This is a genomic window from Halomonas saccharevitans (assembly GCF_900116405.1).
GTDB lineage: Bacteria > Pseudomonadota > Gammaproteobacteria > Pseudomonadales > Halomonadaceae > Halomonas > Halomonas saccharevitans.
Window position 1 is genome coordinate 52,755 of record NZ_FPAQ01000004.1, and the last position, 24,880, is coordinate 77,634.

A 24,880-nucleotide genomic window follows, 5' to 3' on the forward strand; every position below is an offset into this window, starting at 1 on the left:
CTCGGTATGCTGGGGCTCGGGCTGGCCGGCGCCCTGTTTGCGAGCCTGGCCCAGGCCGCCAGCGTCGACAACCTACGCCTCTGGGCGGCGCCCGACCATGCGCGCCTGGTCTTCGATCTCTCCTCCCCGGCCGCGGCCAACGTCTTCAGCCTCGACAACCCGCGCCGCCTGGTCATCGACCTCGACGACAGCCGGCTCAATACCCGCGTCGACGCCCTGGATCTGGAGGGGAGCGCCATCAGCACCCTGCGCACCGGCGTGCGCGACGGCAACGGCCTGCGGGTGGTGCTGGAGCTCGAGCGGGAGATCGAGCCCCGGCACTTCAGCCTGGCGCCCAACGATCAGTATGGCCACCGCCTGGTGGTCGACCTGGAATACCCTGGCGAGAGTGCCGTCGAGGACCCCATCGATCCCATCGAGTCGATGATCCGCGAGCAGGAGATCGCCGCCCAGCGCGCGCGCAGCGAGGCCGTGGTCGAGGGCAGGAACCCCGCCGAGGTCGACGCGCCCGACGTACTGGAGCCGGCCACGCCGCACCCCCGGCGCGACATCATCATCGCCGTCGACGCCGGCCACGGCGGCGAGGACCCCGGGGCGATCGGCCCCTCGGGCACCCGCGAGAAGGATATCGTGCTGGAGATGGCCAAGCGCCTGGCCCGTAAAGTTAACGCCACCGAGGGGTTCCGCGCGGTGATGATCCGCGACGGCGACTACTACGTCGGGCTGCGCCAGCGCACCCACATCGCCCGCGAGCAGAAGGCCGATTTCTTCGTCTCGATCCACGCCGACGCCTTCGACAGCCCGCGGCCCAACGGCAGCTCCGTCTATGCGCTTTCGCAGCGCGGCGCCACCTCCGAGACCGCCCAGTGGCTGGCCGCCAGCGAGAACGAGGCCGACCTGATCGGCGGCGTCGACGGCAACCTCTCGCTGGACGACAAGGACGAGGTCCTCCGCGGCGTGCTGCTCGACCTGACCATGACCGCGACCCTCAACGACTCCCTTACCATCGGCGGCCAGGTGCTGGATCGCATGGGACGGGTCAATCGGCTGCACAAGTCGCGGGTGGAGCAGGCCGGCTTCGTGGTGCTCAAGTCGCCGGACATTCCCTCGCTGCTGGTCGAGACCGGCTTCATCTCCAACCCTGGCGAGGAGCGCCGGCTGCGCGACGGGGCCTATCAGCAGAAGATGGTCGATGCCATCTTCGGCGGCATCCACGGCCACTTTCAGCGCAACCCGCCGCCGGCGAGCCTGCTGGCCTGGCAGCGTGACAACGGCCGCAGCACGGCGGGTAACGAGTATCGTATCCAGCCCGGCGACACCCTCTCGGAGATCGCCGCCCGTCACGGCGTGCCGGTGGCGCAGATTCGCCAGGCCAACGAGCTCAACGGCGACGTGATCCGGGTCGGCCAGGTGCTGCGTATCCCTCGTTCGTGATCCCGACGTCCCGACTCGTCTTGCCAAGCCCCGGAGCGACATGCCAGATAATCGACATATCCAGATCCTCGACCCCCGCCTGGCCAACCAGATCGCCGCCGGCGAGGTGGTCGAGCGCCCCGCCTCGGTGGTCAAGGAGCTGGTCGAGAACGCCATCGACGCCGGCAGCCGCCGCGTCGAGGTCGAACTCGAGAACGGCGGCGCCCGGCTGATCCGGGTGCGCGACGACGGCAGCGGCATCGGCGAAGACGACCTGCCGTTGGCGCTGTCGCGGCATGCCACCAGCAAGATCCTCTCCCTCGAGGAGCTCGAAGGGGTGGCGAGCCTGGGCTTTCGCGGCGAGGCGCTGGCCTCGATCAGCTCGGTCTCGCGCCTGGAGCTCACCTCCAACGTCGACGAGGACCCCCGCGGCGGCTGGCGGGTGGTCGCCGAGGGGCGCCGCATGGAGCCGCGCGTCACCCCGGCGCCGCACCCGCGTGGCACCTCTGTGACGGTGCGCGATCTTTTCTTCAATACGCCGGCGCGGCGCAAGTTCCTGCGCACCGAGAAGACCGAGTTCGGCCACGTCGAGGAGGCCTTCCGGCGCCAGGCGCTGTCGCGCTTCGACATCGGCTGGACGCTGCGCCACAACCACAAGACCCTCCACCAGCTGCCGCCGGGCGACGACCCGGTCACCCGGGAGCGGCGCCTCGGCGCCCTGCTCGGCAAGGGCTTTTTGGAGAACGCCCTGCACCTGGACCTCGAGGTCGGCGGCCTGCGGCTGTGGGGCTGGGTCGGCCTGCCCACCCATTCCCGCGCCCAGGCCGACCAGCAGTACTTCTTCGTCAACGGCCGCGTGGTGCGCGACCGCCTGGTGGCCCATGCCATCCGCCAGGCCTATCGCGACGTGCTCTTCCACGGCCGTCATCCGGTGTTCGTGCTCTATCTGGAGGTCGACCCGCGGGTGGTGGACGTCAACGTCCACCCGACCAAGCACGAGGTGCGCTTCCGCGACGGGCGCATGGTTCACGACTTCCTGTTCTCGAGCCTGCATCGCGCACTGGCCGAGGCGCGGCCCGGTGAGCGTGACGAGGCCGGCGAACGTCAACCCGAAGGGCAGGCAGGACAGGAAGCGGCGCACGATCCTGGCGTGCGCGAGGCCGCCCCGGCCTGGCAGCAGCAGCCCATGGCGCTGCCCGGCCACGCCGCCGGGCATGGTGGTGACAGTGGTGGCGGCCGCGGTGACGGGCGCGAGGGCGTGACGCCCGACCGCGTCCGCGCCTTCATGGAAGGCTACCGGGCGCTGCATCCCGAGCACGAGGAGACCCTGCTGACCCCGCAGCCCGCCGCACCGGCCCCAGGCGGCAGCGCCGCCGGGGTGGCCCTCGACGAGCGCCGCGCCGCGCAGTCAGAGCGCGCCCCGCGGCCGGCGATGCCCGAGGAGGACGCCACCCGGGCGCCGCCGCTGGGCTACGCCGTGGCCCAGCTGCACGGCGTCTACATCCTCTCCCAGACCGAGCGCGGCCTGGTGGTGGTGGACATGCATGCTGCCCACGAGCGCATCGTCTACGAGCGCATGAAGGCCCAGGTGCACGGCGACGCCACTGATGCGACCGGGCTGCAGGCTCAGCCGCTGCTGGTGCCGGTCTCGCTCGCCGCGAGCCCCGCCGAGGTGGCGACCGCCGAGGCCGAGCGGGAGGCCTTCTCGCGCCTCGGAGTAGAGCTCGATGCGGCCGGCCCCGAGACCCTGCTGGTGCGCCAGGTGCCGGTGCTGCTGGCCGATGCCGACGTGGAGCCGCTGGTGCGCGACATGCTCGCGGACCTGGAGCGCTACGGGCGCTCCGACCGGGTCGAGGCGCGCATCAACGAGCTGCTGGCGACCATGGCCTGCCACGGCAGCGTGCGCGCCAACCGCCAGCTCGGCCTCGAGGAGATGAATGCCCTGCTGCGCGACATGGAGCGCACCGAGCGCAGCGGCCAGTGCAATCACGGCCGTCCCACCTGGACCGAGATGAGCATGAAGGAACTCGACCGCCTCTTCCTGAGGGGGCAGTGAACTTCGATGTACTGAACCGGACTGTCTTATGAGAGACGCCGGGGACAGGTCGTAGAGGAGGTCCGATTCCAGGGATGGAATCGGTAGCGTCCAAGGAGGGATTCACAGCGCCTCCTCGCAGACCTGTCGCCGGGGTCGTCTTTCCTGGAGCCTGAATGCCTGACGACCGCCCCCCCGCCATCCTGCTGATGGGCCCCACCGCCGCCGGCAAGACCGATCTCGCCATCGAGCTGCACGAGCGGCTCGGCTGCGATCTGATCAGCGTCGACTCGGCGATGGTCTATCGCGAGCTGGACATCGGCAGTGCCAAGCCCGAGCCCGAGGAGCTTTCGCGCGCGCCGCACCGGCTGATCGACATCCGCGATCCGGCCGAACCCTACTCGGCGGCCGACTTCCGCGAGGATGCCCTGCGCGAGATGGCCGCCATCACCGCCGCCGGCCGGGTGCCGCTACTGGTCGGCGGCACCATGATGTACTTCAAGCGCCTGCTCGAGGGCGTCGCCAACCTGCCGGCCGCCGATCCGGCGGTGCGTGCCGAGCTCGAGCGTCAGGTGGCCGAGCATGGCCTGGCATCGCTTCACGAGGAGCTCGCTCGGATCGATCCGGTCTCGGCGGCGCGCATTCATCCCAACGACCCTCAGCGCCTGACCCGGGCGCTGGAAGTTCATCGGCTCGCCGGGCGCTCGCTCAGTGCGCTGTGGGATGAGCAGCGCCAGGAAACCTTTCCCTTTCGCACGTTGTCGATAGGGCTCGCACCGGCCGACCGTGGTGTGCTGCACGAGCGGATCGCCCAGCGCTTCAGGGGCATGCTCGACGCCGGATTGATCGACGAGGTCGCCGCGCTGAAGGGGCGCGGCGATCTTTCTCCCTCGCTGCCGTCGATGAAGAGCGTGGGCTATCGTCAGGTGTGGGCCTATCTCGAGGGCGAGATCGATCGCGCCGAGCTCGAGCGGCTCGGCATCATCGCGACCCGCCAGCTGGCCAAGCGACAGCTGACCTGGATGCGCAGCTGGCCGGGGCTCGAGTGGGTCGACAGCCAGGGTCCCGACCCGCTGGGCGAGGTGCTGAAACTGGTGCGCGAATTCGGCACTTAGCGTAAGATGGCGCTCTCGGTGGCCGGGCAGACAGGCCCCTTAGGGTATCGGGCAGACAGGCCCCTTAGGGTATATAGCGTTGCCCCCCCTGGCCGAAGCGACCATGACCGACATAACATCAACCCCCAGAGACACTTCAGGGAGAGCAACATGTCCAAAGGGCAGTCCCTTCAAGACCCGTACCTGAACATCCTGCGCAAGGAGCGCATTCCGGTATCGATTTTCCTGGTTAACGGCATCAAGCTGCAGGGCCAGATCGAGTCTTTCGATCAGTTCGTCATCCTGCTGCGCAACACGGTCAGCCAGATGGTCTACAAGCATGCTATTTCCACCGTGGTGCCGTCGCGCAACGTGCGCCTGCCGGCCCCGGATGCCGGCGCACCGTCGGACACTGATGCGTGAGGTACTGATTGTTTTTTGAACGCCCCGATGCCGGTGAGACGGCAGTCCTCGTCCATGTGGATTTCCAGGACGAGCAGGAGCGCGAGGATGCGGGAGAGTTCCTCGAGCTGGTTCGCTCGGCCGGTGCCACGCCGGCCACGCTGCTCACCGGCAGCCGCAAGCGTCCCGACTCGCGCACCTTCTTAGGGTCGGGCAAGCTCGAGGAGCTGCGCGAGGCCAAGGCCGTCCATCAGGCCGAACTGGTGATCTTCAATCACTCCCTCAGCCCCTCTCAGGAACGCAACCTCGAGCGCGAGCTCAAGTGCCGGGTGATCGACCGCACCGGCCTGATCCTCGACATCTTCGCCCAGCGGGCCCGTACCCATGAGGGTAAGCTGCAGGTGGAGCTGGCCCAGCTCGAGTACATGTCGACCCGACTCGTCCGCGGCTGGACTCACCTGGAGCGCCAGAAGGGCGGCATCGGCCTGCGCGGGCCGGGCGAGACCCAGCTCGAGACCGACCGTCGCCTGCTGCGGGCACGCATCAAGGCGATTCACAAGCGGCTCGACAAGGTGCGCAGCCAGCGCAACCAGAACCGTCGGGCCCGCTCTCGGGCCGAGATTCCCAGCGTATCGCTGGTCGGCTATACCAACGCCGGCAAGTCCACGCTCTTCAACGCTATGACCACCGCCGAGGTCTATGCGGCCGACCAGCTCTTCGCTACCCTCGACCCGACGCTCAGGCGTGTGGAGATCGAGGACGTCGGTCCGGTGGTGCTCGCCGATACCGTGGGCTTCATTCGCCACCTGCCACACAAGCTGGTCGAGGCCTTTCGCGCGACCCTGCAGGAGGCCGCGGAAGCGAGCCTGCTGGTGCACGTGATCGACGCCGCCGACCCCGACCGCGAGCTCAATGTTGGCCAGGTCGAGGGGGTGCTCGAGGAGATCGGGGCGCGTGATCTGCCGACGCTCAAGGTGATGAACAAGATCGACCTGCTCGACAGCGCCCCGCGCATCGAGCGCGACGGCGAGGGCCGCCCCGAGGTGGTCTGGGTCTCCGCCCAGCAGGGCAAGGGGCTCGAGCTTCTGCAGCAGGCGCTCTCCGAATGCCTGGCCGATGACATCATCGACCTCGAGCTTACCCTTGCCCCGGAGCAGGGCAAGTTGCGCGCCGGCCTGCACGAGCTGAATGCGGTGCGCGACGAGCGCTTCGACGAGCAGGGCCACAGCCTGCTGAGGGTGCGCCTGCCGCGGCGCGACTTCCTGCAGCTGATGTCGCACCTGGGCGAGCGCGCCGACGACTACCTGCCGGCGACCCTGCAGGAGAAGCCGGTCTGGGAAGCGTAAACAGGCGTAAGACGAGCGGGGCAGGACGCCTCGCCGGTACCACAACATCACAACAGGGACGCCGGGCTTGGCCGGGCGGCACCCGAAGGATCGCAACGGACGCCCGTCGCCAGTGTCATAACGATGGGACGCAACGCAGAGTGGAGACGACGAATGGCCTGGAATGAGCCTGGTGGTGGCAACCAGCACGACCCCTGGAGTGGTGGCGGTCGTGGTGGCAACGGCGGAGGCAAGGGCGGCGGCAATCAGGGGCCGCCCGACCTCGACGAGGCCCTGAAGAAGTTTCAGGACAAACTCAACAACATGCTGGGCGGCCGCGGCGGAAAGCGCGGCGGCGCCGGAGGCAAGGGCGGCGGTGGCAAGCCACGCAACGCCTTCACCCTGCCTGGCCTGCTGATCGTGGTGGTACTGGCCATCTGGGCGGCCTCCGGGTTCTACCTGGTCGATCAGTCCGAGCGCGGCGTGGTGCTGCGCTTCGGCAAGTTCCAGGAAGTGGTCACTCCGGGTCTGCAGTGGAACCCGCCGCTGATCGATGACGTGCGCATGGTCAACGTGACTCGCGTGCGCTCGCTGACCCAGACCCAGTCGATGCTGACCCAGGACGAGAACATCGTCTCGGTCGAGATCTCGGCCCAGTACCAGGTCGCCGATCCCCGCTCCTACGTGCTCAACGTGCGCAACCCCGAGCTCAGCCTCGAGAACGCCCTGGACAGCGCGCTGCGCCACGTGGTCGGCGGTACCGACATGATCGATATCCTGACCTCCGGGCGTGAGATTCTCGGCAGCTCCGTGGCGAGCCGCCTGCAGTCCTACCTCGACAGCTACGGAACCGGCATCCTGCTGCAGACATTGAACGTGGAGTCCACGGCGCCGCCGGATCCGGTGCAGGACGCCTTCGACGACGTCATCCGCGCCCGCGAGGATCGTCAGCGCACCATCAACCAGGCGCTGGCCTACGCCAATGCCGTGATCCCGGCGGCTCAGGGGCAGGCCCAGCGCCTGGTCGAGCAGGGTCAGGGCTATCGCGAATCGGTAGTCGCCGAGGCCGAGGGCCAGGCCAGCCGCTTCAGCGCCCTCCTGACCCAGTACCAGGATGATCCCGCGATCATGCGCGAGCGCCTCTACCTCGACACCATGTCCGAGGTCTACGGCGAGACCGCCAAGGTGATGGTGGATGTGTCCGAGAACAGCCCGCTGATGGTGCTGCCGCTCGACCGTCTCGGCAGCGCCGGCAGCTCGGGCGCCAGCGCCCAGGGCGGCAACGACGACGGCCTGGATCCGCGGGTCCTTGAGCGCCTCGGCGCCAGCCAGTCGTCCAGCGGCAACAGCAGCAACAGCAGCAATAGCAATGGCATTCGCAGGGAGGGGCGTTAATGATGATCAATAATCGATCCCTGCTCGTCGTGGGCGGCCTGGCCGCCATCGCCTGGCTGGCCAGCAACAGCCTCTACGTGGTGGACGAGACCGAGCGTGCGGTGAAGCTGCGCTTCGGCGAGATCATCGAGGAGGACATCCAGCCCGGCCTGCACGTCAAGGTGCCGATCACCCAGACCGTGCGCACCTTCGATACCCGGGTGCTGACGCTGGATACCGATCCCAGCCGTTACCTGACCCTCGAGCAGAAAGCGGTGATCGTCGATTCCTACGTCCAGTGGCAGGTGATCAATCCGACGCGCTACTACGAGGCGACCTCCGGCGACGAGCTGCAGGCGGTGCGCCTGATCCAGCCGCGGGTCGACGAGAGCCTGCGTAACGAGTTCGGTCGCCTGAACCTGCAGCAGATCATCTCGGAGAAGCGTGATGACCTGATGACGGGGCCCACTGAGGAACTGAACGCGCTGATGCGCGACGAACTCGGCGTGGCGATCCTCGATATTCGCGTCAAGCGCATCGACCTGCCCGAGGACGTCTCCTCGGCGGTCTATGACCGCATGCGCTCCGAGCGTGAGCGCCAGGCCAGCGAATGGCGGGCCCAGGGTCGGGAGGAGTCCGAGCGGATCCGGGCCAATGCCGATCGTCGACGTTCGGTGCTGCTCGCCCAGGCGCGTGCTCGCTCCGAGACGCTGCGCGGTGAGGGTGATGCCGAGGCCGCGGCGATCTTCTCCGAGGCCTATGGCCAGGACGAGGAGTTCTTCAGCTTCTGGCGCAGCCTCGATGCCTATCGCCAAAGCTTCGAGGGCGACGGCAACATGCTGGTGCTGGACCCCTCCAGCGACTTCTTCCAGTACCTCAAGAGCCCGACCTCGACGGACCAGTGAGCCTGGCGGCGGGCGGTGCGCCGCCCGCCGGCCGGGGTTCAACCGGCCTGCAAACGTGATAGAATCCTTCAACCGGGCGTGGCCCGGTTTTTTTGTGGCCTCTCCCCGGCGCCCCACTCGCCGATCCGCCTCGCGCGACCCGGGAATCGCCGTAGGCCCACCATCGTCTAGCAGGATGAACGACATGACCATCGCTGACCGCTGGCTGCTCCCCGACGGCATGGACGAGGTACTGCCGCCCCAGGCCAGTCGCATGGAGGAGCTGCGCCGAGCGCTGCTCGACCTCTATCACCGCTGGGGCTACGATCAGGTGATGCCACCCCCGGTGGAGTTTCTGGATTCCCTGCTGACCGGCACCGGAACCGACCTCGATCTTCAGACCTTCAAGCTCACCGATCAGATGACCGGCCGCATGATGGGCGTCAGCGCCGACGTCACGCCTCAGGTCGCGCGCATGGATGCTCACTCCCTGCGTCGCCAGGGGCCGGTACGGCTGTGCTACTGCACCAACGTGCTACGCGCCAAGGCCGACCAGTACCAGGGCGGCCGCAGCCCGGTACAGGTCGGGGTGGAGCTCTTTGGTCATGCCGGCCTCGAGGCCGACCTGGAGATCCTGCGTCTGGCCCTGGCCAGCCTCGAGACGGCCGGGGCCGCGGAGATCCATCTGGCGCTGGGCCATATCGGCATCTACCGCAGCCTGGTCGAGGCCGCCGGCCTCGATGCCGACCAGGAGCGTGCGCTGTTCGACGCCCTGGCGCTGAAGTCGCCGGGCGAGCTGAATGCTCGCGTCGATGAGAGCGTGCGCGACCCGGGGCTGGCGGCGATGTTCCGTGCCCTGGGCGATCTGCACGGCGGGCGTGAGGTGCTGGAGGATGCCCGCGAGGCGTTCCAGGAAGCGCCGCAGCCGGTGGGCGCGGCCCTGGACCAGCTTCGTGCCCTGGTCGATGGCGTGCTCGCCGAGTATCCCGGGGTCGAGCCCTACTTCGACCTGGCCGAGCTGCGTGGCTATCAGTACCACACCGGCATGATGTTCGCCGCCTACGTGCCGCACTACGGCCAGGCGCTGGCCAAGGGCGGGCGCTACGACGACACCGGTCGGGCCTTCGGGCGGGCGCGGCCGGCCACCGGCTTCTCGATGGATCTGAAGCTGCTGGCCACCCTGGCCCCCGGCGAGCCCGAGCCCGACGGCATCTGGGCCCCGGCCGAAGGCGAGGGGCTCGCCGACGCGCTTCAGGCGCTGCGCCAGCAGGGCGAGCGCGTCGTCCAGGCGTTGCCCGGGCAGCGCACCGGTCCGGCGGAACACCGCTGCGACCGTCGGCTGGAGCGTATCGACGGTCGCTGGGAGCCACGCTTCCTCGAGACCCACCAGGACCGCGCCTGACGGCCAGCGGTCAATGACCTCGGCCCTGGGCCTTTTCAAGGGCGCGGTGCCGCAACGAGAGACGAGAGCACAATGGGCAAGAATGTAGTCGTACTGGGCACCCAGTGGGGTGATGAAGGCAAGGGCAAGGTGGTCGACCTGCTCACCGAATCCGCGTCCGCCGTGGTGCGCTTCCAGGGCGGTCACAACGCCGGGCACACCCTGGTGATCGACGGTGAGAAGACCGTGCTGCACCTGATTCCCTCCGGCATCCTGCGCAAGGACAAGCTCTGCGTGATCGGCAATGGCGTGGTGCTGTCGCCCGAGGCGCTGATGAAGGAGATTCGCGAGCTGGAGGATAAGGGCGTGCCGGTGCGCGAGCGCCTGCGCCTGTCGCCGTCCTGCCCGCTGATTCTGCCCTATCACGTGCGCCTGGATCAGGCGCGCGAGAAGGACCGCGGCATCGCCAAGATCGGTACCACCGGTCGCGGCATCGGTCCGGCCTATGAGGACAAGGTCGCGCGTCGCGGCCTGCGCCTGGGCGACATCCTGCACCGCGAGCGCTTCGCCTCCAAGCTCGGCGAAGTTCTTCAGTACCACAACTTCGTGCTCAAGGAGTACCACCGTGAAGAGCCGGTGGACTTCCAGCAGGTCTTCGACGAGGCCATGGCCATGGCCGAGGAGCTGCGCCCGATGGTCTGCGACGCCGTCTCGCTGGTGCACGACATGCGCCGCTCTGGCGAGAACATCCTCTTCGAGGGCGCCCAGGGCTCGCTGCTGGACATCGACCACGGCACCTACCCCTACGTGACCAGCTCCAACACCACCGCCGGTGGCACCGCCACCGGGTCAGGCGTCGGCCCGCTCTATCTCGACTACGTGCTGGGCATCACCAAGGCCTACACCACTCGCGTCGGCTCCGGTCCCTTCCCGACCGAGCTGTTCGATGACCACGGCCGCCACCTGGCCGAGAAGGGGCACGAGTTCGGCGCCACCACCGGGCGCGCGCGTCGCTGCGGCTGGTTCGACGCCGTGGCGCTGCGTCACGCGGTGCAGATCAACTCGGTCTCCGGCATCTGTCTGACCAAGCTCGACGTGCTCGACGGCCTGGAGAACATCCGCGTCTGCGTGGGCTATCGCAGCAAGGACGGCGAGGTGCTCGACACCCCGATCGACTCCGAGGGGTACGAAGCCATCGAGCCGGTCTACCAGGATCTGCCCGGCTGGAGCGAGTCGACCCTGGGCGTCAAGCGCGTCGAGGACCTGCCGGCCAATGCTCGCGCCTACATCAGCTTCCTCGAGGAGAAGGTCGGAACCTCCATCGACATCATCTCCACCGGCCCGGATCGCAACGAGACCATCGTGCTGCGCAATCCCTTCAGCTGATCGCCACGTCACACTTGAGCAGCGAAAGACACGAAGGCCGGCCCCCAGGGGCCGGCCTTCGCGCGTTCGGACGCCGGAACCGGGGGGCGGGGATCAGTAATCGATCCCGCGACGAGCCTGGAGACCACCGTTGAAGGCGTGTCGCACCTCGGTCATCTCGGTGACGGTATCGGCCATGGCGAGGAGCTCCCGGTGGGCGTTACGCCCGGTGACGATCACCGTCTGCTCGGCGGGACGGTTCTCCAGGGCCGCCTTCACGGTGGCGATGTCCAGGTAGCCGAACTTGAGCATATAGGTGATCTCGTCGAGCACCACCAGGTAGACCTCGGGATCCGCCAGCATCCGCTCGGCCTCGGCCCACACCTCCTGGCAGGCGCGAGTATCGGCGTCGCGGTCCTGGGTGTCCCATGTGAAGCCGGTGGCCATGATCGCGACTTCGAGGCGTTCGTCCTCGGCCAGCCGCTCCCGTTCGCCACACTCCCAGAGTCCCTTGATGAACTGCACCACGCCGACCCGATAGCCGTAGCCCAGTGCCCGGGTCACGGTGCCCCAGGCGGCGGTGGTCTTGCCCTTGCCGTTGCCGGTGAAGACCAGCAGCAGCCCCCGCTGCTCGGTCGCCTCGGCGACCTTCTCGTCGACCCGGGTCTTGAGTTTCTGCATCGCCTGCTGATGGCGGGTATCGCGATCGTTCATCGGAGCTCCGTGGCTTGTACAAGTCTTGTCGAGGAGTGGCAGCATACGCCAGAATGCGGCGTGCGTCAGCCTGAGAGGCGTCCTGGCCAGGACGATAGGCGCCACGCCGCAGCTCGACAAGGCGCGAGGCGGGTGGAAAGATAGCGGGACGCGCGCCGACGACCGTGCGATCGGTCGGTACCAACGCGCATCCAAGAGGCCCGGAGACTCACGATGACCGTCACCCTGCGCCAGGCCAGCGGCCACGACCTGGATGCCCTCTATCGCCTCGAGCAGGTGGCCTTCAGCGGTGATCGCTTCAGCCGTCGTCAGCTCTGGTACCTGCTCAATCGGGCCCATGCCCTGACCCTGGTGGTCCAGCGCGGCGAGCCTGATGGGCGACCCTTGGCCCTGCTCGGCTACGGCACGCTGCTGTTTCGTCGCGGCAGCCGGCGCGCCCGGCTCTATTCGTTCTGCGTGCACCCAGGGTCGCGCGGCGGCGGCCTGGGTCGGCGGCTGCTGGAGACACTGGAGGCCGAGGCGCGCGCAAGAGAGGCCGAGGTGCTGGGCCTGGAGGTGCGGGCCGACAATGATGTGGCAATGGGCCTCTACCGGCGCATGGGCTTTCGTCCGGAGTGCTGGCTTGGCGACTACTATGAGGATGGGTGCGGTGGCTGGCAGATGGCCAAACCGCTGGTCGCCCTCGAGGAGGCCGCGCCCCGGTGCGAGGGCTGATAGAATCGTCGCTCCTTTCGCCCATGTTCACGACCACCAGGACAGGATATCGTCATGCCCTCCTTCGACATCGTCTCCGAATTCGACAAGCACGAAGCCAGCAACGCCGTGGATCAGGCCAATCGCGAGATCCAGTCGCGTTTCGACTTCAAGGGCGTCACCGCGAGCTTCGAGCTCGGTGGCGACACCGTGACCCTCGAGGCCGAGGTCGATTTCCAGCTCAAGCAGATGCTCGACGTGCTGCGCAACAAGCTGATCGCGCGCGGGATCGACGCCCGCTGCATGGACGTCGAGGAGCCGGTACTCTCCGGGGTGCGCGCCCGTCAGGAGGTGGCCCTCAAGCAGGGCCTCGACCAGAAGGAAGCCAAAGACATCGTCAAGCGGATCAAGGACAGCAAGCTCAAGGTCCAGGCCCAGATCCAGGGCGAGAAGGTGCGCATCACCGGCAAGAAGCGCGACGATCTCCAGGCCGTCATGGCGTTGCTGCGCGGGGAAGGCGGTCCCGACCTCCCGCTGCAGTTCGACAACTTTCGTGACTGACCGTCGAGACGGATCGTCGTGACGGATCGTCGTGACGGATCGGGCGAGTGATTGTGCGGCATGACCTTGGTCATCCCGATGGCATCCATAGGCGATCGCGATTGGCACCGGGTGGTGAAATGCTCTTCAATGAGAGTTGACGCCGATGAACGGGAGTGAGCGCCAGATGCCGACCCTGCAACGTCTCGCCTTCCTGGGCCTCGCCTGGATCAGCTTCGGGGTGGGTGTGGTCGGCGCCTTCCTGCCCCTGCTGCCAACTACCTGCTTCATGCTGCTGGCGGTATGGGCGGCCTCCAAGGGCTCGCCCCGCTTCGCCGCCTGGATTCGCGAGCACCCGCGCTTCGGTCCCGCCATCACCGCCTGGGAGGCCGAACGGGCGATTCCCCGCCACGCCAAGCGGCTCGCCGCGGCGATGCTCGCCGTGTCGATGCTGGTGCTGGCCCTCACCGTTAGCCTCTTGTGGCTCAAGCTCGCGCTCATCGCGGGGCTTGTGCTGATCACCGCCTGGATCCTGTCGCGACCCGAGCCCATCGCGGCCCGCTGAGCGCCCGGCTTTGAGCTTCGGGCACGGCGGGCCGTACAATGGATCGCAATTACCGACAGGAGCCCTTCCTAGATGTCAGAACCGCAGCCGATCTACCTGAGTGACTACCGTCCGCCCGCCTACCGCGTGATTCGCACCGAACTGAGCTTCGATCTCGATCCCGCCGCCACCCGAGTCAAGGCGCGCCTGCATCTCGAGCGCCACCCCGAGCGCGAGGCCGGCACGCCCCTCGAGCTCGACGGCGAGCAGCTCGACCTCAAGGCCATCGCCATCGACGGCCAGGTGCTGGGTGAAGACGAGTACGCGGTCGGCGAGGCGGGGCTGATCGTGCATCGGGTGCCCCAGGCGTTCCTGCTCGATACCGAGGTGGAGGTCGCGCCGGATGCCAACACGGCGCTCTCGGGGCTCTATCGCTCCAGCGGCATGTACTGCACCCAGTGCGAGGCCGAGGGCTTTCGTCGCATCACCTTCTACCCGGATCGGCCGGACGTCATGGCGACCTTCTCCACCACGGTGATCGGTGATGCCGCGACCCTGCCGGTGCTGCTCTCCAACGGCAATCCGGTGGAGCGGGGGGAGCTTCCCGGCGGGCGCCACTTCGTCACCTGGGAGGACCCGCATCCCAAGCCCAGTTACCTGTTCGCGCTGGTGGCCGGCGATCTCGAGAAGGTCGAGGATCGCTTCACCACCATGAGCGGGCGCGAGGTGACCCTGCAGCTGTTCGTGGAGGAGGAGAACCTCGACAAGACCGACCACGCCATGGCCTCGCTGAAGCGTGCCATGACCTGGGACGAGCAGACCTACGGCCGCGAGTACGACCTGGATCTGTTCATGATCGTCGCTGTCAACGACTTCAACATGGGCGCCATGGAGAACAAAGGGCTCAACATCTTCAACTCGGCGGCGGTGCTGACCCATCCCGATACCGCCACCGACGCCGCCTTCCAGCGCGTCGAGAGCATCGTCGCCCACGAATACTTCCACAACTGGTCCGGCAACCGCGTCACCTGTCGCGACTGGTTCCAGCTCTCCCTCAAGGAGGGTTTCACGGTCTTTCGTGACCAGTGCTTCTCGGCCGACACCAACTCGGCGCCGGTCAAGCGCATCGAGGATGTCTCCTTCTTCCGCACCGCCCAGTTCGCCGAGGATGCCGGCCCCACCGCCCATCCGGTGCGTCCCGATCACTACATCGAGATCGGTAACTTCTACACCCTGACCATCTACGAGAAGGGCGCCGAGATCGTGCGCATGCTCTCGAACCTGGTAGGGGAGGAGGCCTTCCGCCGCGGCAGCGATCTCTACTTCTCGCGCTTCGACGGCCAGGCGGTGACCATCGAGGACTTCGTCGACTGCATGGCCGAGGCCTCGGGTGAGGATCTCGGCCAGTTCCTGCGCTGGTACTCCCAGGCGGGCACCCCCGAGATCGACGCCCACGGTGAGTACGACTACGCCAACGCCGAGTACCGGCTGGTCCTGCGCCAGCGCACCCCGGCCACCCCCGGCCAGGCCGAGAAGCAGGCCCTGCACATCCCGGTGCGCCTGGGCCTGGTGGGCACCAAGTCCGGCCGCGACCTGCCGCTGACCCTGGACGGCGAGGCGCTCGGCACCGACGCGGTGATCCACCTGCGCGAGGACGAGCAGGAGTTCGTCTTCACCGAGGTCAGCGAGGCTCCGGTGCCGTCGCTGGGGCGCGGCTTCTCGGCGCCGGTCAAGCTTCACTTCCCCTATGGCCGCGAGGATCTGGCGTTTTTGCAGGCTCACGACTCCGACGGCTTCAATCGCTGGGATGCCGGCCAGCGCCTGGCCCTGCTGGCCCTGGACGACCTGATCGCCGCCCACCGCAACGGGGTCGAGAAGGTGATGGATCCGCGCGTGGTCGAGGCTTTCCGCGGCGTGCTGGAGGCCCGTATCGACGACAAGGCGGTGCTGGCCCAGATGCTGACGCTGCCCTCGGAGGCCTACATCGCCGAGCAGCAGCCGCTAGTCGACGTCGATGCCATCCACGCCGCCCGCACCTTCGTCAAGCAGTCCCTGGCGGCTTCCCTGCGCGACGACTTCCTGCGGCTCTACGAGCAGAACCGCTCGGAGGCGCCCTATGCCCCGCAGCCCGAGCAGATCGCCGCGCGCAGCCTCAAGAACGTGGCGCTCTCCTACCTGATGGCCATCGAGGACGAGGCGGGGCTCGAGCTTGCCCAGGCGCAGTTCGCGGCGAACCACAACATGACCGACGTGCGCCATGCTCTGACCCTGCTGGTGCACGGCTCGCGTGGCGACATCGCCGACCCGGCGCTGAAGGCCTTCGGCGAGAAGTGGGCCCACGATCCGCTGGTGATGGACCAGTGGTTCAGCCTGCAGGTGACGCGCCCCCAGGCGGACGTGCTCGATCGCGTGAAGTTCCTGATGGCGCACCCGGCCTTCTCGCTGAAGAATCCCAACCGGGTGCGCGCGCTGATCGGCGCCTTCGCCAACCAGAACCCGGTCAACTTCCACCGGGCCGACGGTGAGGGTTATCGGCTGCTCGCCGACACCGTGATCGAGCTCAACCGGCTCAATCCGGAGATCGCCGCGCGGCTGATCACGCCGCTGACCCGCTGGGCGCGCTTCGACGAGGCGCGACAGGAACTGATGAAGGCCGAGCTCGAGCGTATCCGCGCCGAGGAGCTCTCGCCCAACGTCTATGAGGTGGTGGAGAAAGCGCTCGCCTGAGGACCGTTTTCTGCCGGGACACGACGCTGAGAAGATCGCGCTCCATTATCCCTCGACCTGACACGACAGCGCCGCCCGAGAGGGCGGCGCTGTAGTCGTTGGTGGAAGGTGATGTCAGTAGATCAGCCAGCTCAGCACCGTTACTCCCAGCAGCCACCAGATGAGCATGACGATGAAGGCGCCGCGCAGCAGCGCGGCCACGCCCTTCCACAAGAGCCACAGCCCCAGCGCCAGCACCAGCACGCTGATCAGGGTGATCGGGATGCCCAGGGAGTCGGATAGCCCCTGCATGAAGCTGCCGGCTACCTCGTCGAGGCCGGAGAGGAAGCCGCTCAGACCATCGACGATGAAGCGGATGAACTCGCCGAAGGCGTTACCGATGAAGCTGAAGATGTCGTCCATGGTGGTGCGTTCCGGTGTGGGTGAGCCTCGGCATGCCAAGGCTCTAGAGAGTGAGGCCCGCGCGTGCCGGCGGGGCGTCGGGATTCAGGCGTTGGAGGAAGTATCGCGACTAGCGGCCCGAGCAGACAAGCCGGGCGGGCAACCCCGGACCGATCCGCCGGTCGCTCATGTCCTCACCCCAGCTGGCTGGCCTTGGATACCACGCCGGCCTCCTCGGCGGCGCTGTCGGCCAATGCCCGGCCGGCCTCGTCGTAGACGTGGAAGACCGCATTGGCCCCCAGCTCGCGGATCGGCTCGATCTCCTCGGGATACTCGACCACGGCGGTGATGCGCCCCGGGAATTCGCGTGAGCGCAGCTGCTTGAGGGCGAAGAGGTTGCCCGCGTGGTGAGGCATAGCCAGTACCACCATCTGCACGTCGCGGGACATCAAGAGCTTGTCCCAGAAGTCCGAGTCCACGGCGTCGCCCTCGAGGATATTGAAGCCGCGGCGGCTCAATGTCTTGACGCTCTGGGGGTTGCTGTCGATGCCCAGCACGCGCAGGCCATACTCCTTCTGCAGGCGACGATAGACGCTGCGGCCGATGCGCCCCATGCCGAGCACCACCGCCTCGGCATCGCCGACCTCGATGGGGCGGTCGCTGGGCGAGAGCTCGCCGACGCTGATCCGTGGCAGCCGCGGTTCCAGCCAGCGATAGACCCGCTCGCTCACGCCGTTGAGGACGGCCGACAGACCGAAGCTGAGCGCCACGGCCAGGGAGATCACCACCAGCCAGTCCCCCGAGAGCCAGCCGCTGGAGACCGCGATGGCGCCGACGATGAGGCCGAACTCCGAGTAGTTGGTCAGGCTGAGAGTGGCCAGCACCGAGGTGCGGTGGCGCATCTTGAAGCGCATGAAGATCGCCTGATAGATGACGCTCTTCAGCGGCAGGATCAGCAGCAGCAGCAGGGCCGCGCCGAGCATCTCGGCACTCGGCATGGCCGTCAGCCCGATGCTCAGGAAGAAGCCCACCAGCAGCAGCTCCTTGAGGCTGAACATCGAGCGCGCCAGGGTCTGAGCGGCGGGGTGGGGCGCCAGCAGCAGCCCGATGATCAGCGCGCCGAGATCGCCCTTCACGCCGACGGACTCGAACAGCGCGTAGCCCAGCACCAGCGCCAGCAGCATGCCGAACAGCATCTGCATCTCGCCGTGGCCGAGTCGGTCCAGCAGGGCGCGCAGAGCGGGGGCCAGCGGGAGCAGCAGCAGCAGGCCCAGGGCCCAGGGGCTCGGCAGCTCCCCGGTGGAGGCGGTGATGAAGAGCACCGCGAAGATGTCCTGCATGATCAGCACGCCGATGGCCAGCCGTCCATAGGCGGTCTGCGTCTCGCTGCGCTTCTCCAGCACCTTGACCACGAAGACGGTGCTCGAGAAGGAGAGCGCGAAGCCGAGCAGAGTCAGAGTGTGCCAGCCGGTGTCGGCCAGCAGCGAGAGACCCAGCCACTTGATCAGCGCCAGCAGCGCCACCATCACGAGGGTCGAGGCCAGCATGTGCAGGGAGGCGCCGCCCCAGACGTCGCGGCGAAGCAGGGTGCGCACGTCCAGTTTCAGGCCGATGCTGAACAGCAGCAGCACGACCCCGATGTCGGCCAGGGTTTCGAGCATCGGGGTCTTGTCGAACCCCAGCGCGTTGAGCGCGAAACCGCCGGCGAGAAAGCCCACCATGGGCGGCAGCCGCAGCAGCATCGCGGACATGCCGCCGAGGAAGGCCGCGAGAAGAAAGGCCGGTTCGATCATGCACACTCCCTGTTAGCAATCTTCGGCAAGACGGATAGTGTAGGGAAGTCGTAGGGTGAATGGCATTCATGATTTGGTGTATGCGCGTCGGCGATGACGCGGGCGTGACAGGGTGAGTCTGCGTGAGTCGGGGTGGGCTGGCGCGGACCAGGAATGCACGGGCAGGGGAGAGCACATGGCCAGACTGATCCTCAATGGCAAGTCGGCGCAGCTGCCGGAGGTGCGCGAGGCGGTCTTCGCGCGGCGGGCGGCAGGCGATGCCCTCGAGGTGTGCGTCACCTGGGAGGCCGGCGATGCCGAGCGCATGGCCAAGCAGGCCGCCCGCGACGGCGTCGATCGGGTGATCGCCGGCGGCGGCGACGGCACCGTCAACGAGGTGGTCAACGGCCTGATGCGCGTGCCGCGCGAGCGCCGCCCCGTGCTCGGCATCTTGCCCCTGGGCAGCGCCAACGATTTCGCCACCTCGGTGGGCCTTCCGCTGACCTGCGAGCCGGCCCTCGAGGCGGCCCTGAGCCTGCCGGCGCATCGCATCGACGTGCCTCGCCTGGACGACTGGTACTTCCTGAACATGGCCACCGCCGGCTTCGGTGCCGAGATTACCTCGTCCACGCCCAAGGGCTTGAAGCGTCTACTCGGCGGCGGAGCCTACTCGCTGATCGGTGCCGTCAAGGCCTGGCACATCAATCACTATGCCGGGCGGCTTCGCTGGCAGGATGGCGAACGCCGGGTCGAGGTCTGCCTGCTGGCCATCGGCAATGGGCGACAGTCGGGCGGGGGGCACGTGCTGACGCCGCAGGCCTCGCTGGACGATGGGCGCCTCGATGTGCTGATCCTGCACGACATCGGCTCGCTGACCCAGCTGCGCGCCATGCGTCACGAGCTCGAGACGCGTCCCGCTCGAGGCAGCCACGTCGATACCCTGCGGGTCGACTGGCTCGCCTTCGAGGCCGATGAGGGGGTGCCGCTGACCCTGGATGGCGAGCCCGCCCGGCGCAAGGGGTTCACGGTGACCATCGAGCCCGGAGCGCTATCGCTGGCGGTGTCGTCGAGCTGCTCGTTGCTCACCCGTGCGGCCCGCACGGACGGAGACGCCGCTGGCGAGTCGGCCGGCGAGACGGCATGATGAGGGAGCCTTTCTCATCTCTCATCGGCAGAGGACCTCGCAATGCTCACCCCCTTTCACCTGGCCGTTCAGGTCCGTGACCTCGATGAGGCCCGGTGCTTTTACGGCGACCTGTTGGGCTGCCCCGAAGGGCGTTCCAGCGACACCTGGATCGATTTCAACCTCTATGGTCACCAGTTTGTCTGCCACCTGAACCCGGCGCTGGGCGAGCAGGGCCTTGACGACCATCGCAATCCGGTCGACGGTCACGGCGTGCCTGTCCCGCACTTCGGCGTGGTACTGGAGATGACCGACTGGGAAGCCCTGGTCGACCGGCTTACCGCGGCGGGCCTGCGGTTCGAGATCGAGCCCTACCTGCGCTTTCGCGGTGAGCCCGGCGAGCAGGCCACCATGTTCTTCCGCGACCCCAGCGGCAATGCCATCGAGTTCAAGGCCTTTCGCGATATCGCCGGCCAGCTGTTCGCCACCTGAGGCGAGCCGTCACCTTGCGGCCGTGAGGGGGCTCTGGTGCAATGGCGCCCCTTTATCGGCAGGAACAGGAGAATGACCATGAAACCCTGGATGCCGCTGGTCTCGGCCCTGGCGCTGGTCGCGGGGCTCGCCGGATGTGACAGCGGTGACGACACGCCGACACCGTCGGAGAGCGATGGGACGCAGCAGACAGCGAGCCAGCCGGCCGAGCCGACGCCCTCGACGGCCGAGGAGCCGCCCGCAAGCGAGGCGTCGACCGTGAGTGAGACGTCCACCGAGCAACCCGAGGCACAGCTCGCCGATCAAGCCCCCGAGGCGCCGTCCGAGACTGAGCAGCCCACCGAGGCGGCGACAGATACGGCGACAGAGCAGGGCCAAATCGCCGCCGAGGCAGAGGGCGATGTCGAGGCCGTGACGATGGATGAGTCGCTGCCCGGCGAGACGAGCCGCACCGACGTCGATGCTATTCTCGAGGAGACCGAGCAGCGCTTCGAGGAAGCCAGTCGTCGCATCGACGAGCAGTTCGAGCAGGCGGAGCGGCAGCGGCCCGAACGCGAGCCGATCCCCGAGGCGGAGGCCTCGGCCGATCTGGACTCGGTCCTGGAGGAGTCTTCGCCGCTGCCGGATGAAGTCTCGACGCTGCCGGACGAGCTCGGCGAGGATGAGGTCAACGCCATCATCGAGGAGACCGAGAAGCGCTTCGAAGAGGCGAGCCGCCAGATCGAGGAGCAGTTCCAACGGGCCGAGCGCCAGGCGCCGGGTGCCTCTTCCGAGCTCGACATCGAGGCGAGCTCAGGCGAACAAGACTGAGCAGGCTTGCCTGCCGGTCGTCGAAAACGAAAAAGGCCCACCAAAGGTGGGCCTTTCTCTGCGACGCTCGGACGGTAATGCCGGCCGGTCGTCTCCGTGTCAACCGGGGTTTAGTCGGCAGCGCGGATGTTGGAGGCCTGAAGGCCTTTCTTGCCCTGGGTCACTTCGAAGGTGACTTTCTGGCCGTCCTGCAGGGACTTGAAGCCTTCAGCCTGAATCTCGGAGAAGTGAGCGAACAGATCATCACCGCCGTCGTCCGGAGAGATGAAGCCGTAGCCCTTGGTATCGTTGAACCACTTGACAGTGCCAGTTGCCATTGTCGATTTCCTTAACTAACAAATAATGGTGCTGGGCCAGGAGAGGACCGACCTCGCCATGGACCCGTAATGCGTGGGCAGAACCAGAAGCAAGTGCGCACCGGGTATATCGAAGGAATCGAAGTACAGCTGACGACTTTTCTGCTTGCTGACCAACGCAGCGGATAGTGCTACAGCGCCAGGGTTGCGTCAACACGGTGTCGCAGGGAGACTGGCGCTGCCGCCCGCAAAAACACTGTAGATGGAAAGCCCGTGAGCGTCCAGCCTCCATCTCGCCAGAATCATCACCGAAAAGAGAGCCCTCATGACCCATCCGCAACTCGCCTCCAGCGACACCCACAGCAAGGTGGTCGGCTACCTGCTGTGGCTGTTCGGTTTTCTCGGCGCCCACCGCTTCTACTACGGCAAGCCGGTCACCGGCACCCTCTGGTTCTTCACCCTGGGGCTGCTCGGCATCGGCTGGCTGATCGACCTGTTCCTGATCCCGTCCATGGACCGCCAGGCGGACCTGCGCTTCCAGGCCGGCCCGACCAACTACACCCTGGCCTGGCTGCTGTTGACCTTCCTGGGGGTGTTCGGCATTCATCGCTTCTATCTCGGCAAGTGGCTGAGCGGCATCCTCTACCTGCTGACCTTCGGCCTCTTCGGGCTCGGGGTGCTCTACGATTTCTGGACCCTCAACGACCAGATCTCCATGCGCCATGCCCGCCGCGGCATCTTCAGCGGCTGATCGTCGGGCGCGTTCTATCGTTGAAGGCCAAGGCTCTCGTGAGCATGGGGTGAATGAGGTTGGAGGGTGGTATGTTCATCGACGCGCAGTTCTGGTCGTTCCTGGTCGCCATCACACTGCTCAGCATGAGCCCCGGGGTGGATACCCTGCTGGTGATCCGCAATACCGCGCGGGGCGGCTGGCGCGACGGCGTGGCCACTAGCCTGGCCATCTGCTGTGGCCTCTTCGTGCACGCCACGGTCTCGGCGCTCGGCATCTCGCTGATCCTGCTGCAATCCGCCTGGGCTTTCGGCGTGCTCAAGCTGGCGGGGGCCGCCTACTTGGTGTGGCTGGGCGTGGCGAGCCTGCTGGCCGCCCGGCGGGGACAGGGGCTACCCGTGGCCGGCGTCGCGACCCAGCGCGCGCCGGTGCCGCTGTGGCGGCCGGTGCGCGAGGGGCTGCTCTCCAACGTGCTCAACCCCAAGACGGTGGTCTTCTACATGGCCTTCCTGCCGCAGTTCATCGCCCCGGGGGATCCGGCGCTCGCCAAGTCGCTGTGGCTGGCCGGGGTGCACTTCGTGGTGGCCAACCTGTGGCAGATCGGCATCGTGGCGATGGTCGGCAGCGCCGGCCAGTGGCTTTCCAGCTCGGCGTTCACGCGCTGGCTCAACGGCCTGACCGGGGCCGTGCTGGTGGGCTTCGGCATCAAGCTGGCGCTGACGCGCTCGCCGGCCTGAGACGGATGTCGAAACGCCAGCGGCCCCGGGAAATCCCGGGGCCGCTGGCGTTAGGGGTGTGGCGTGCAACGCGCCTGGGCTCAGTTGCTGGCCAGCAGCGAGCGGTCGTAGCGCCCCGAGGTTTCCGCCGGGGTCAGCAGCGAGACGCCGGTGCTGTCGCCGCCGTTGGCCAGGCTCTCGAAGATCACCCGATAGGCGAGCACGGCCTGCACGTAGTCACGGGTCTCGCGGAAGGGGATGCTCTCGACGAAGAGGTCGAACGCTTGCGGCGCCTCGCGCAGCCAGCGATCGACGCGGTGGGGGCCGGCGTTGTAGGCCGCCGTGGCGGCCAGGCGGTTGCCCTGGTAGCGGTCGAGCATGTCGCGGATGTAGGTACTGCCCAGGCGGATGTTGACGGCGGGGTCGAGCACGCCATAGGGCCCCGGGTCGTTCATGCCGAGCTGCCGGCTGACCTGGGTGGCGGTGCCCGGCATCAGCTGCATCAGGCCACGGGCCCCGGCCGGCGACAGCGCCTCGGGATTGTAGGCGCTCTCACGCCGGGCGATACCCATCAGCAGATAGGGGTCGACGCGGGTCTGGCGGCCCCAGTGCAGGAAGTGATCGCGATAGGCCTCGGGGAAACGCCACGCCAGGTCGTCCCACAGCTTGCCGGCGATGGTGGTCTGCACCAGCCGGGCCTGCCAGCCGCGCCGCTGGGCATAGTCGGCGAGCAGGCGGGCCTGCTCTTCGCTGCCGCGCGCCGCGGCGGCATACCACTCGCTGGCGGCGAGCCCCGGCTCGCCGATGCGCAAGAGCGCCTCGGTGCGACGCACGGTTGGCCACTCGGCCACCGCCTGGCGGGTCGCTTCGTCGATCCGGTGGCGCGCCTGATTGAGGGCGTAGGGGCGATCGAGTCGATCGGCGGCGGCGAAGCCGAAGAAGTTGCGCTCCCCGGCGGCCCGGGCGTAGGCCTCGCGTGCCAGATCGTCGTTGCCCTGCTGTTCACGGGCCCGCGCCAGCCAGTACTGCCAGCGACTCTCGTCGCGCTGCGCCTCGTCCATCCGCCCGATCCAGGCGATGACCCCGGTCCAGTCGCGATCGCCAAGCGCCGTCCGTACCCGCAGTTCGAGCAGGTCATCGTCATCGCGTCGCGTCAGCAGCTCGTCGACCCAGCCGAGGTTCTGGTCGATCTCGCGTACCATGGAGTAGAAGGCCAGATCGTGCTCGATCGCCCGGCGATGGCGGGCCTGCAGGGCGAGGTGGGGGGAGAGCTTGCGCCAGGCCTCCAGGGCGGCCTCGGTATCCGCCCGGGTGAAGCCGTGCATGGCGGCGGCATACAGCGCGCTGGTGCCGCGGCACTCCGGTCCTAGGCAGGCGGGGGTGCGGGTGACGGCGGAGAAGTCCTTTTTCAGCATGCTCATGGCCGTGCGGCCATTCTGCCAGTCCCGGCCCAGCATGCGGCCGAGGTAGTCGGCAAGCCCGGTTTCGCCGGCCTGCCAGGCCAGGGTCATGCGCTCCCAGATCGCCTGCTGATCGATCTCTCCCTGGGCTCGCAGGGTGTCGAAGAGGGTATTGCAGGCCTCCGGCTGGGAACGGCCGACCCGCCACAGCTCGCGGCCCCCCTCGGCGGCCGCCTGCGGGTCGGCGCCGAGCTGGGCGGTGTAGTAGTGGCACTGCCGCTCGGTGCCCGCGGGCACGCCGTCGGCCACCGCCCTGAGGCTTTCGTAGCGCCCCGCCTCGCCATACTGCTCGATGGCCTGGCCGCGCAGCCACTTCCCCAGCGGGGCATCGTCGTGGCGCTCGATGAAGGCCAGTACCGCCTCGGGCTCGGCGCCGGGCAGGCGCGCCTTGAGACGGTGGTACTCGACGTAGCCGGCCAGCACGTGACCCTCGATGGCGCGCTGATCGATCTTCTGCCATTGCTGGCTGCGCGCGGCCTGCAGGGCATCCTGCATGGCGCGGTCATTGCCCTGGGCGAGCAGGGGCAGGCAGCACAGGGTGGTGGCGATCAGGGTCTTGCAGTGACCGAATGTCGGGAGCATGGGGTGACCTCTTGCGGTTCGCGATCG

General features: G+C 67.7%; 23 protein-coding genes. 18 read left to right on the plus strand and 5 right to left on the minus strand.

Features of this window, described 5'->3' with window-relative positions; translation table 11 throughout:
• Positions 1-6: 6 nt before the first annotated feature.
• The 9 genes from BM388_RS03155 (at position 7) to BM388_RS03195 (ending at position 11,294) form a co-directional block, all read left to right on the plus strand.
• Positions 7-1,434, plus strand: a complete 1,428-nt coding sequence (locus BM388_RS03155) for an N-acetylmuramoyl-L-alanine amidase (RefSeq protein WP_089847293.1) — start codon at positions 7-9, stop codon at positions 1,432-1,434.
• 40 nt (positions 1,435-1,474) lie between these two features.
• Positions 1,475-3,469: a DNA mismatch repair endonuclease MutL gene (gene mutL, locus BM388_RS03160; RefSeq protein WP_089847148.1), complete on the plus strand. Its 1,995-nt coding sequence runs from the start codon at positions 1,475-1,477 to the stop codon at positions 3,467-3,469.
• A gap of 155 nt (positions 3,470-3,624) precedes the next feature.
• On the plus strand, positions 3,625-4,563 hold the full coding sequence (miaA, locus tag BM388_RS03165) for a tRNA (adenosine(37)-N6)-dimethylallyltransferase MiaA (protein WP_089847150.1): 939 nt from the start codon (positions 3,625-3,627) through the stop codon (positions 4,561-4,563).
• A 150-nt stretch (positions 4,564-4,713) separates the two neighbouring features.
• Positions 4,714-4,965, plus strand: coding sequence for an RNA chaperone Hfq (gene hfq, locus BM388_RS03170; RefSeq protein WP_089847152.1), 252 nt, complete (start codon positions 4,714-4,716; stop codon positions 4,963-4,965).
• An 8-nt stretch (positions 4,966-4,973) separates the two neighbouring features.
• The gene (gene hflX / locus BM388_RS03175) at positions 4,974-6,290 is read left to right on the plus strand and encodes a ribosome rescue GTPase HflX (protein ID WP_089847154.1); all 1,317 of its coding nucleotides are present in this window, start codon (positions 4,974-4,976) and stop codon (positions 6,288-6,290) included.
• A gap of 153 nt (positions 6,291-6,443) precedes the next feature.
• Entirely contained in the window at positions 6,444-7,664 is a 1,221-nt protein-coding gene (hflK, locus tag BM388_RS03180) for an FtsH protease activity modulator HflK (protein ID WP_089847156.1), read from the plus strand.
• A gap of 2 nt (positions 7,665-7,666) precedes the next feature.
• A complete protein-coding gene (hflC, locus tag BM388_RS03185) occupies positions 7,667-8,548 on the plus strand; it encodes a protease modulator HflC (RefSeq protein WP_089847295.1) in 882 nt (293 codons plus the stop codon).
• A gap of 184 nt (positions 8,549-8,732) precedes the next feature.
• Complete coding sequence (locus BM388_RS03190; RefSeq protein ID WP_089847158.1) at positions 8,733-9,929, plus strand: ATP phosphoribosyltransferase regulatory subunit; 1,197 nt, start codon at positions 8,733-8,735, stop codon at positions 9,927-9,929.
• 72 nt (positions 9,930-10,001) lie between these two features.
• A complete protein-coding gene (locus BM388_RS03195; protein ID WP_089847160.1) occupies positions 10,002-11,294 on the plus strand; it encodes an adenylosuccinate synthase in 1,293 nt (430 codons plus the stop codon).
• Between the two features lie 93 nt (positions 11,295-11,387).
• Here BM388_RS03195 and cobO read toward each other — a convergent pair whose 3' ends face one another.
• The gene (gene cobO / locus BM388_RS03200; protein ID WP_089847162.1) at positions 11,388-11,987 is read right to left on the minus strand and encodes a cob(I)yrinic acid a,c-diamide adenosyltransferase; all 600 of its coding nucleotides are present in this window, start codon (positions 11,985-11,987) and stop codon (positions 11,388-11,390) included.
• 213 nt (positions 11,988-12,200) lie between these two features.
• On the opposite strand from cobO, the gene BM388_RS03205 reads away from it, so the two are divergent.
• From BM388_RS03205 to pepN, 4 genes are all read left to right on the plus strand, one after another.
• Entirely contained in the window at positions 12,201-12,701 is a 501-nt protein-coding gene (locus BM388_RS03205; RefSeq protein ID WP_089847164.1) for a GNAT family N-acetyltransferase, read from the plus strand.
• A 54-nt stretch (positions 12,702-12,755) separates the two neighbouring features.
• The gene (locus BM388_RS03210) at positions 12,756-13,241 is read left to right on the plus strand and encodes a YajQ family cyclic di-GMP-binding protein (protein ID WP_089847166.1); all 486 of its coding nucleotides are present in this window, start codon (positions 12,756-12,758) and stop codon (positions 13,239-13,241) included.
• 166 nt (positions 13,242-13,407) lie between these two features.
• Positions 13,408-13,785 carry a YbaN family protein gene (locus BM388_RS03215; RefSeq protein WP_089847297.1) on the plus strand — a complete coding sequence of 126 codons (378 nt, stop codon included), beginning with the start codon at positions 13,408-13,410 and terminating at the stop codon, positions 13,783-13,785.
• Between the two features lie 72 nt (positions 13,786-13,857).
• On the plus strand, positions 13,858-16,491 hold the full coding sequence (gene pepN / locus BM388_RS03220; RefSeq protein WP_089847168.1) for an aminopeptidase N: 2,634 nt from the start codon (positions 13,858-13,860) through the stop codon (positions 16,489-16,491).
• 114 nt (positions 16,492-16,605) lie between these two features.
• On the opposite strand, the gene BM388_RS03225 is transcribed toward pepN, so the two are convergent.
• Both BM388_RS03225 and BM388_RS03230 read right to left on the minus strand, forming a co-directional pair.
• Positions 16,606-16,893, minus strand: a complete 288-nt coding sequence (locus BM388_RS03225) for a hypothetical protein (protein ID WP_089847171.1) — start codon at positions 16,891-16,893, stop codon at positions 16,606-16,608.
• A gap of 173 nt (positions 16,894-17,066) precedes the next feature.
• The gene (locus BM388_RS03230; RefSeq protein WP_175535026.1) at positions 17,067-18,665 is read right to left on the minus strand and encodes a cation:proton antiporter family protein; all 1,599 of its coding nucleotides are present in this window, start codon (positions 18,663-18,665) and stop codon (positions 17,067-17,069) included.
• A 175-nt stretch (positions 18,666-18,840) separates the two neighbouring features.
• On the opposite strand from BM388_RS03230, the gene yegS reads away from it, so the two are divergent.
• The 3 genes from yegS (at position 18,841) to BM388_RS03245 (ending at position 21,069) form a co-directional block, all read left to right on the plus strand.
• Positions 18,841-19,788: a lipid kinase YegS gene (gene yegS / locus BM388_RS03235; protein ID WP_089847173.1), complete on the plus strand. Its 948-nt coding sequence runs from the start codon at positions 18,841-18,843 to the stop codon at positions 19,786-19,788.
• Positions 19,789-19,830: 42 nt separating this feature from the next.
• Positions 19,831-20,259 carry a VOC family protein gene (locus BM388_RS03240; protein WP_089847175.1) on the plus strand — a complete coding sequence of 143 codons (429 nt, stop codon included), beginning with the start codon at positions 19,831-19,833 and terminating at the stop codon, positions 20,257-20,259.
• A gap of 78 nt (positions 20,260-20,337) precedes the next feature.
• Positions 20,338-21,069 carry a hypothetical protein gene (locus tag BM388_RS03245; RefSeq protein ID WP_139233888.1) on the plus strand — a complete coding sequence of 244 codons (732 nt, stop codon included), beginning with the start codon at positions 20,338-20,340 and terminating at the stop codon, positions 21,067-21,069.
• A gap of 110 nt (positions 21,070-21,179) precedes the next feature.
• On the opposite strand, the gene BM388_RS03250 is transcribed toward BM388_RS03245, so the two are convergent.
• Positions 21,180-21,386, minus strand: coding sequence for a cold-shock protein (locus BM388_RS03250; protein ID WP_040187864.1), 207 nt, complete (start codon positions 21,384-21,386; stop codon positions 21,180-21,182).
• A gap of 304 nt (positions 21,387-21,690) precedes the next feature.
• On the opposite strand from BM388_RS03250, the gene BM388_RS03255 reads away from it, so the two are divergent.
• Together BM388_RS03255 and BM388_RS03260 are read left to right on the plus strand one after the other, a co-directional pair.
• Positions 21,691-22,116, plus strand: a complete 426-nt coding sequence (locus BM388_RS03255; RefSeq protein WP_089847179.1) for an NINE protein — start codon at positions 21,691-21,693, stop codon at positions 22,114-22,116.
• Positions 22,117-22,187: 71 nt separating this feature from the next.
• Entirely contained in the window at positions 22,188-22,832 is a 645-nt protein-coding gene (locus tag BM388_RS03260) for a LysE family translocator (RefSeq protein WP_089847181.1), read from the plus strand.
• 80 nt (positions 22,833-22,912) lie between these two features.
• Here BM388_RS03260 and BM388_RS03265 read toward each other — a convergent pair whose 3' ends face one another.
• Entirely contained in the window at positions 22,913-24,853 is a 1,941-nt protein-coding gene (locus BM388_RS03265) for a transglycosylase SLT domain-containing protein (protein ID WP_089847182.1), read from the minus strand.
• Positions 24,854-24,880 lie beyond the last annotated feature (27 nt).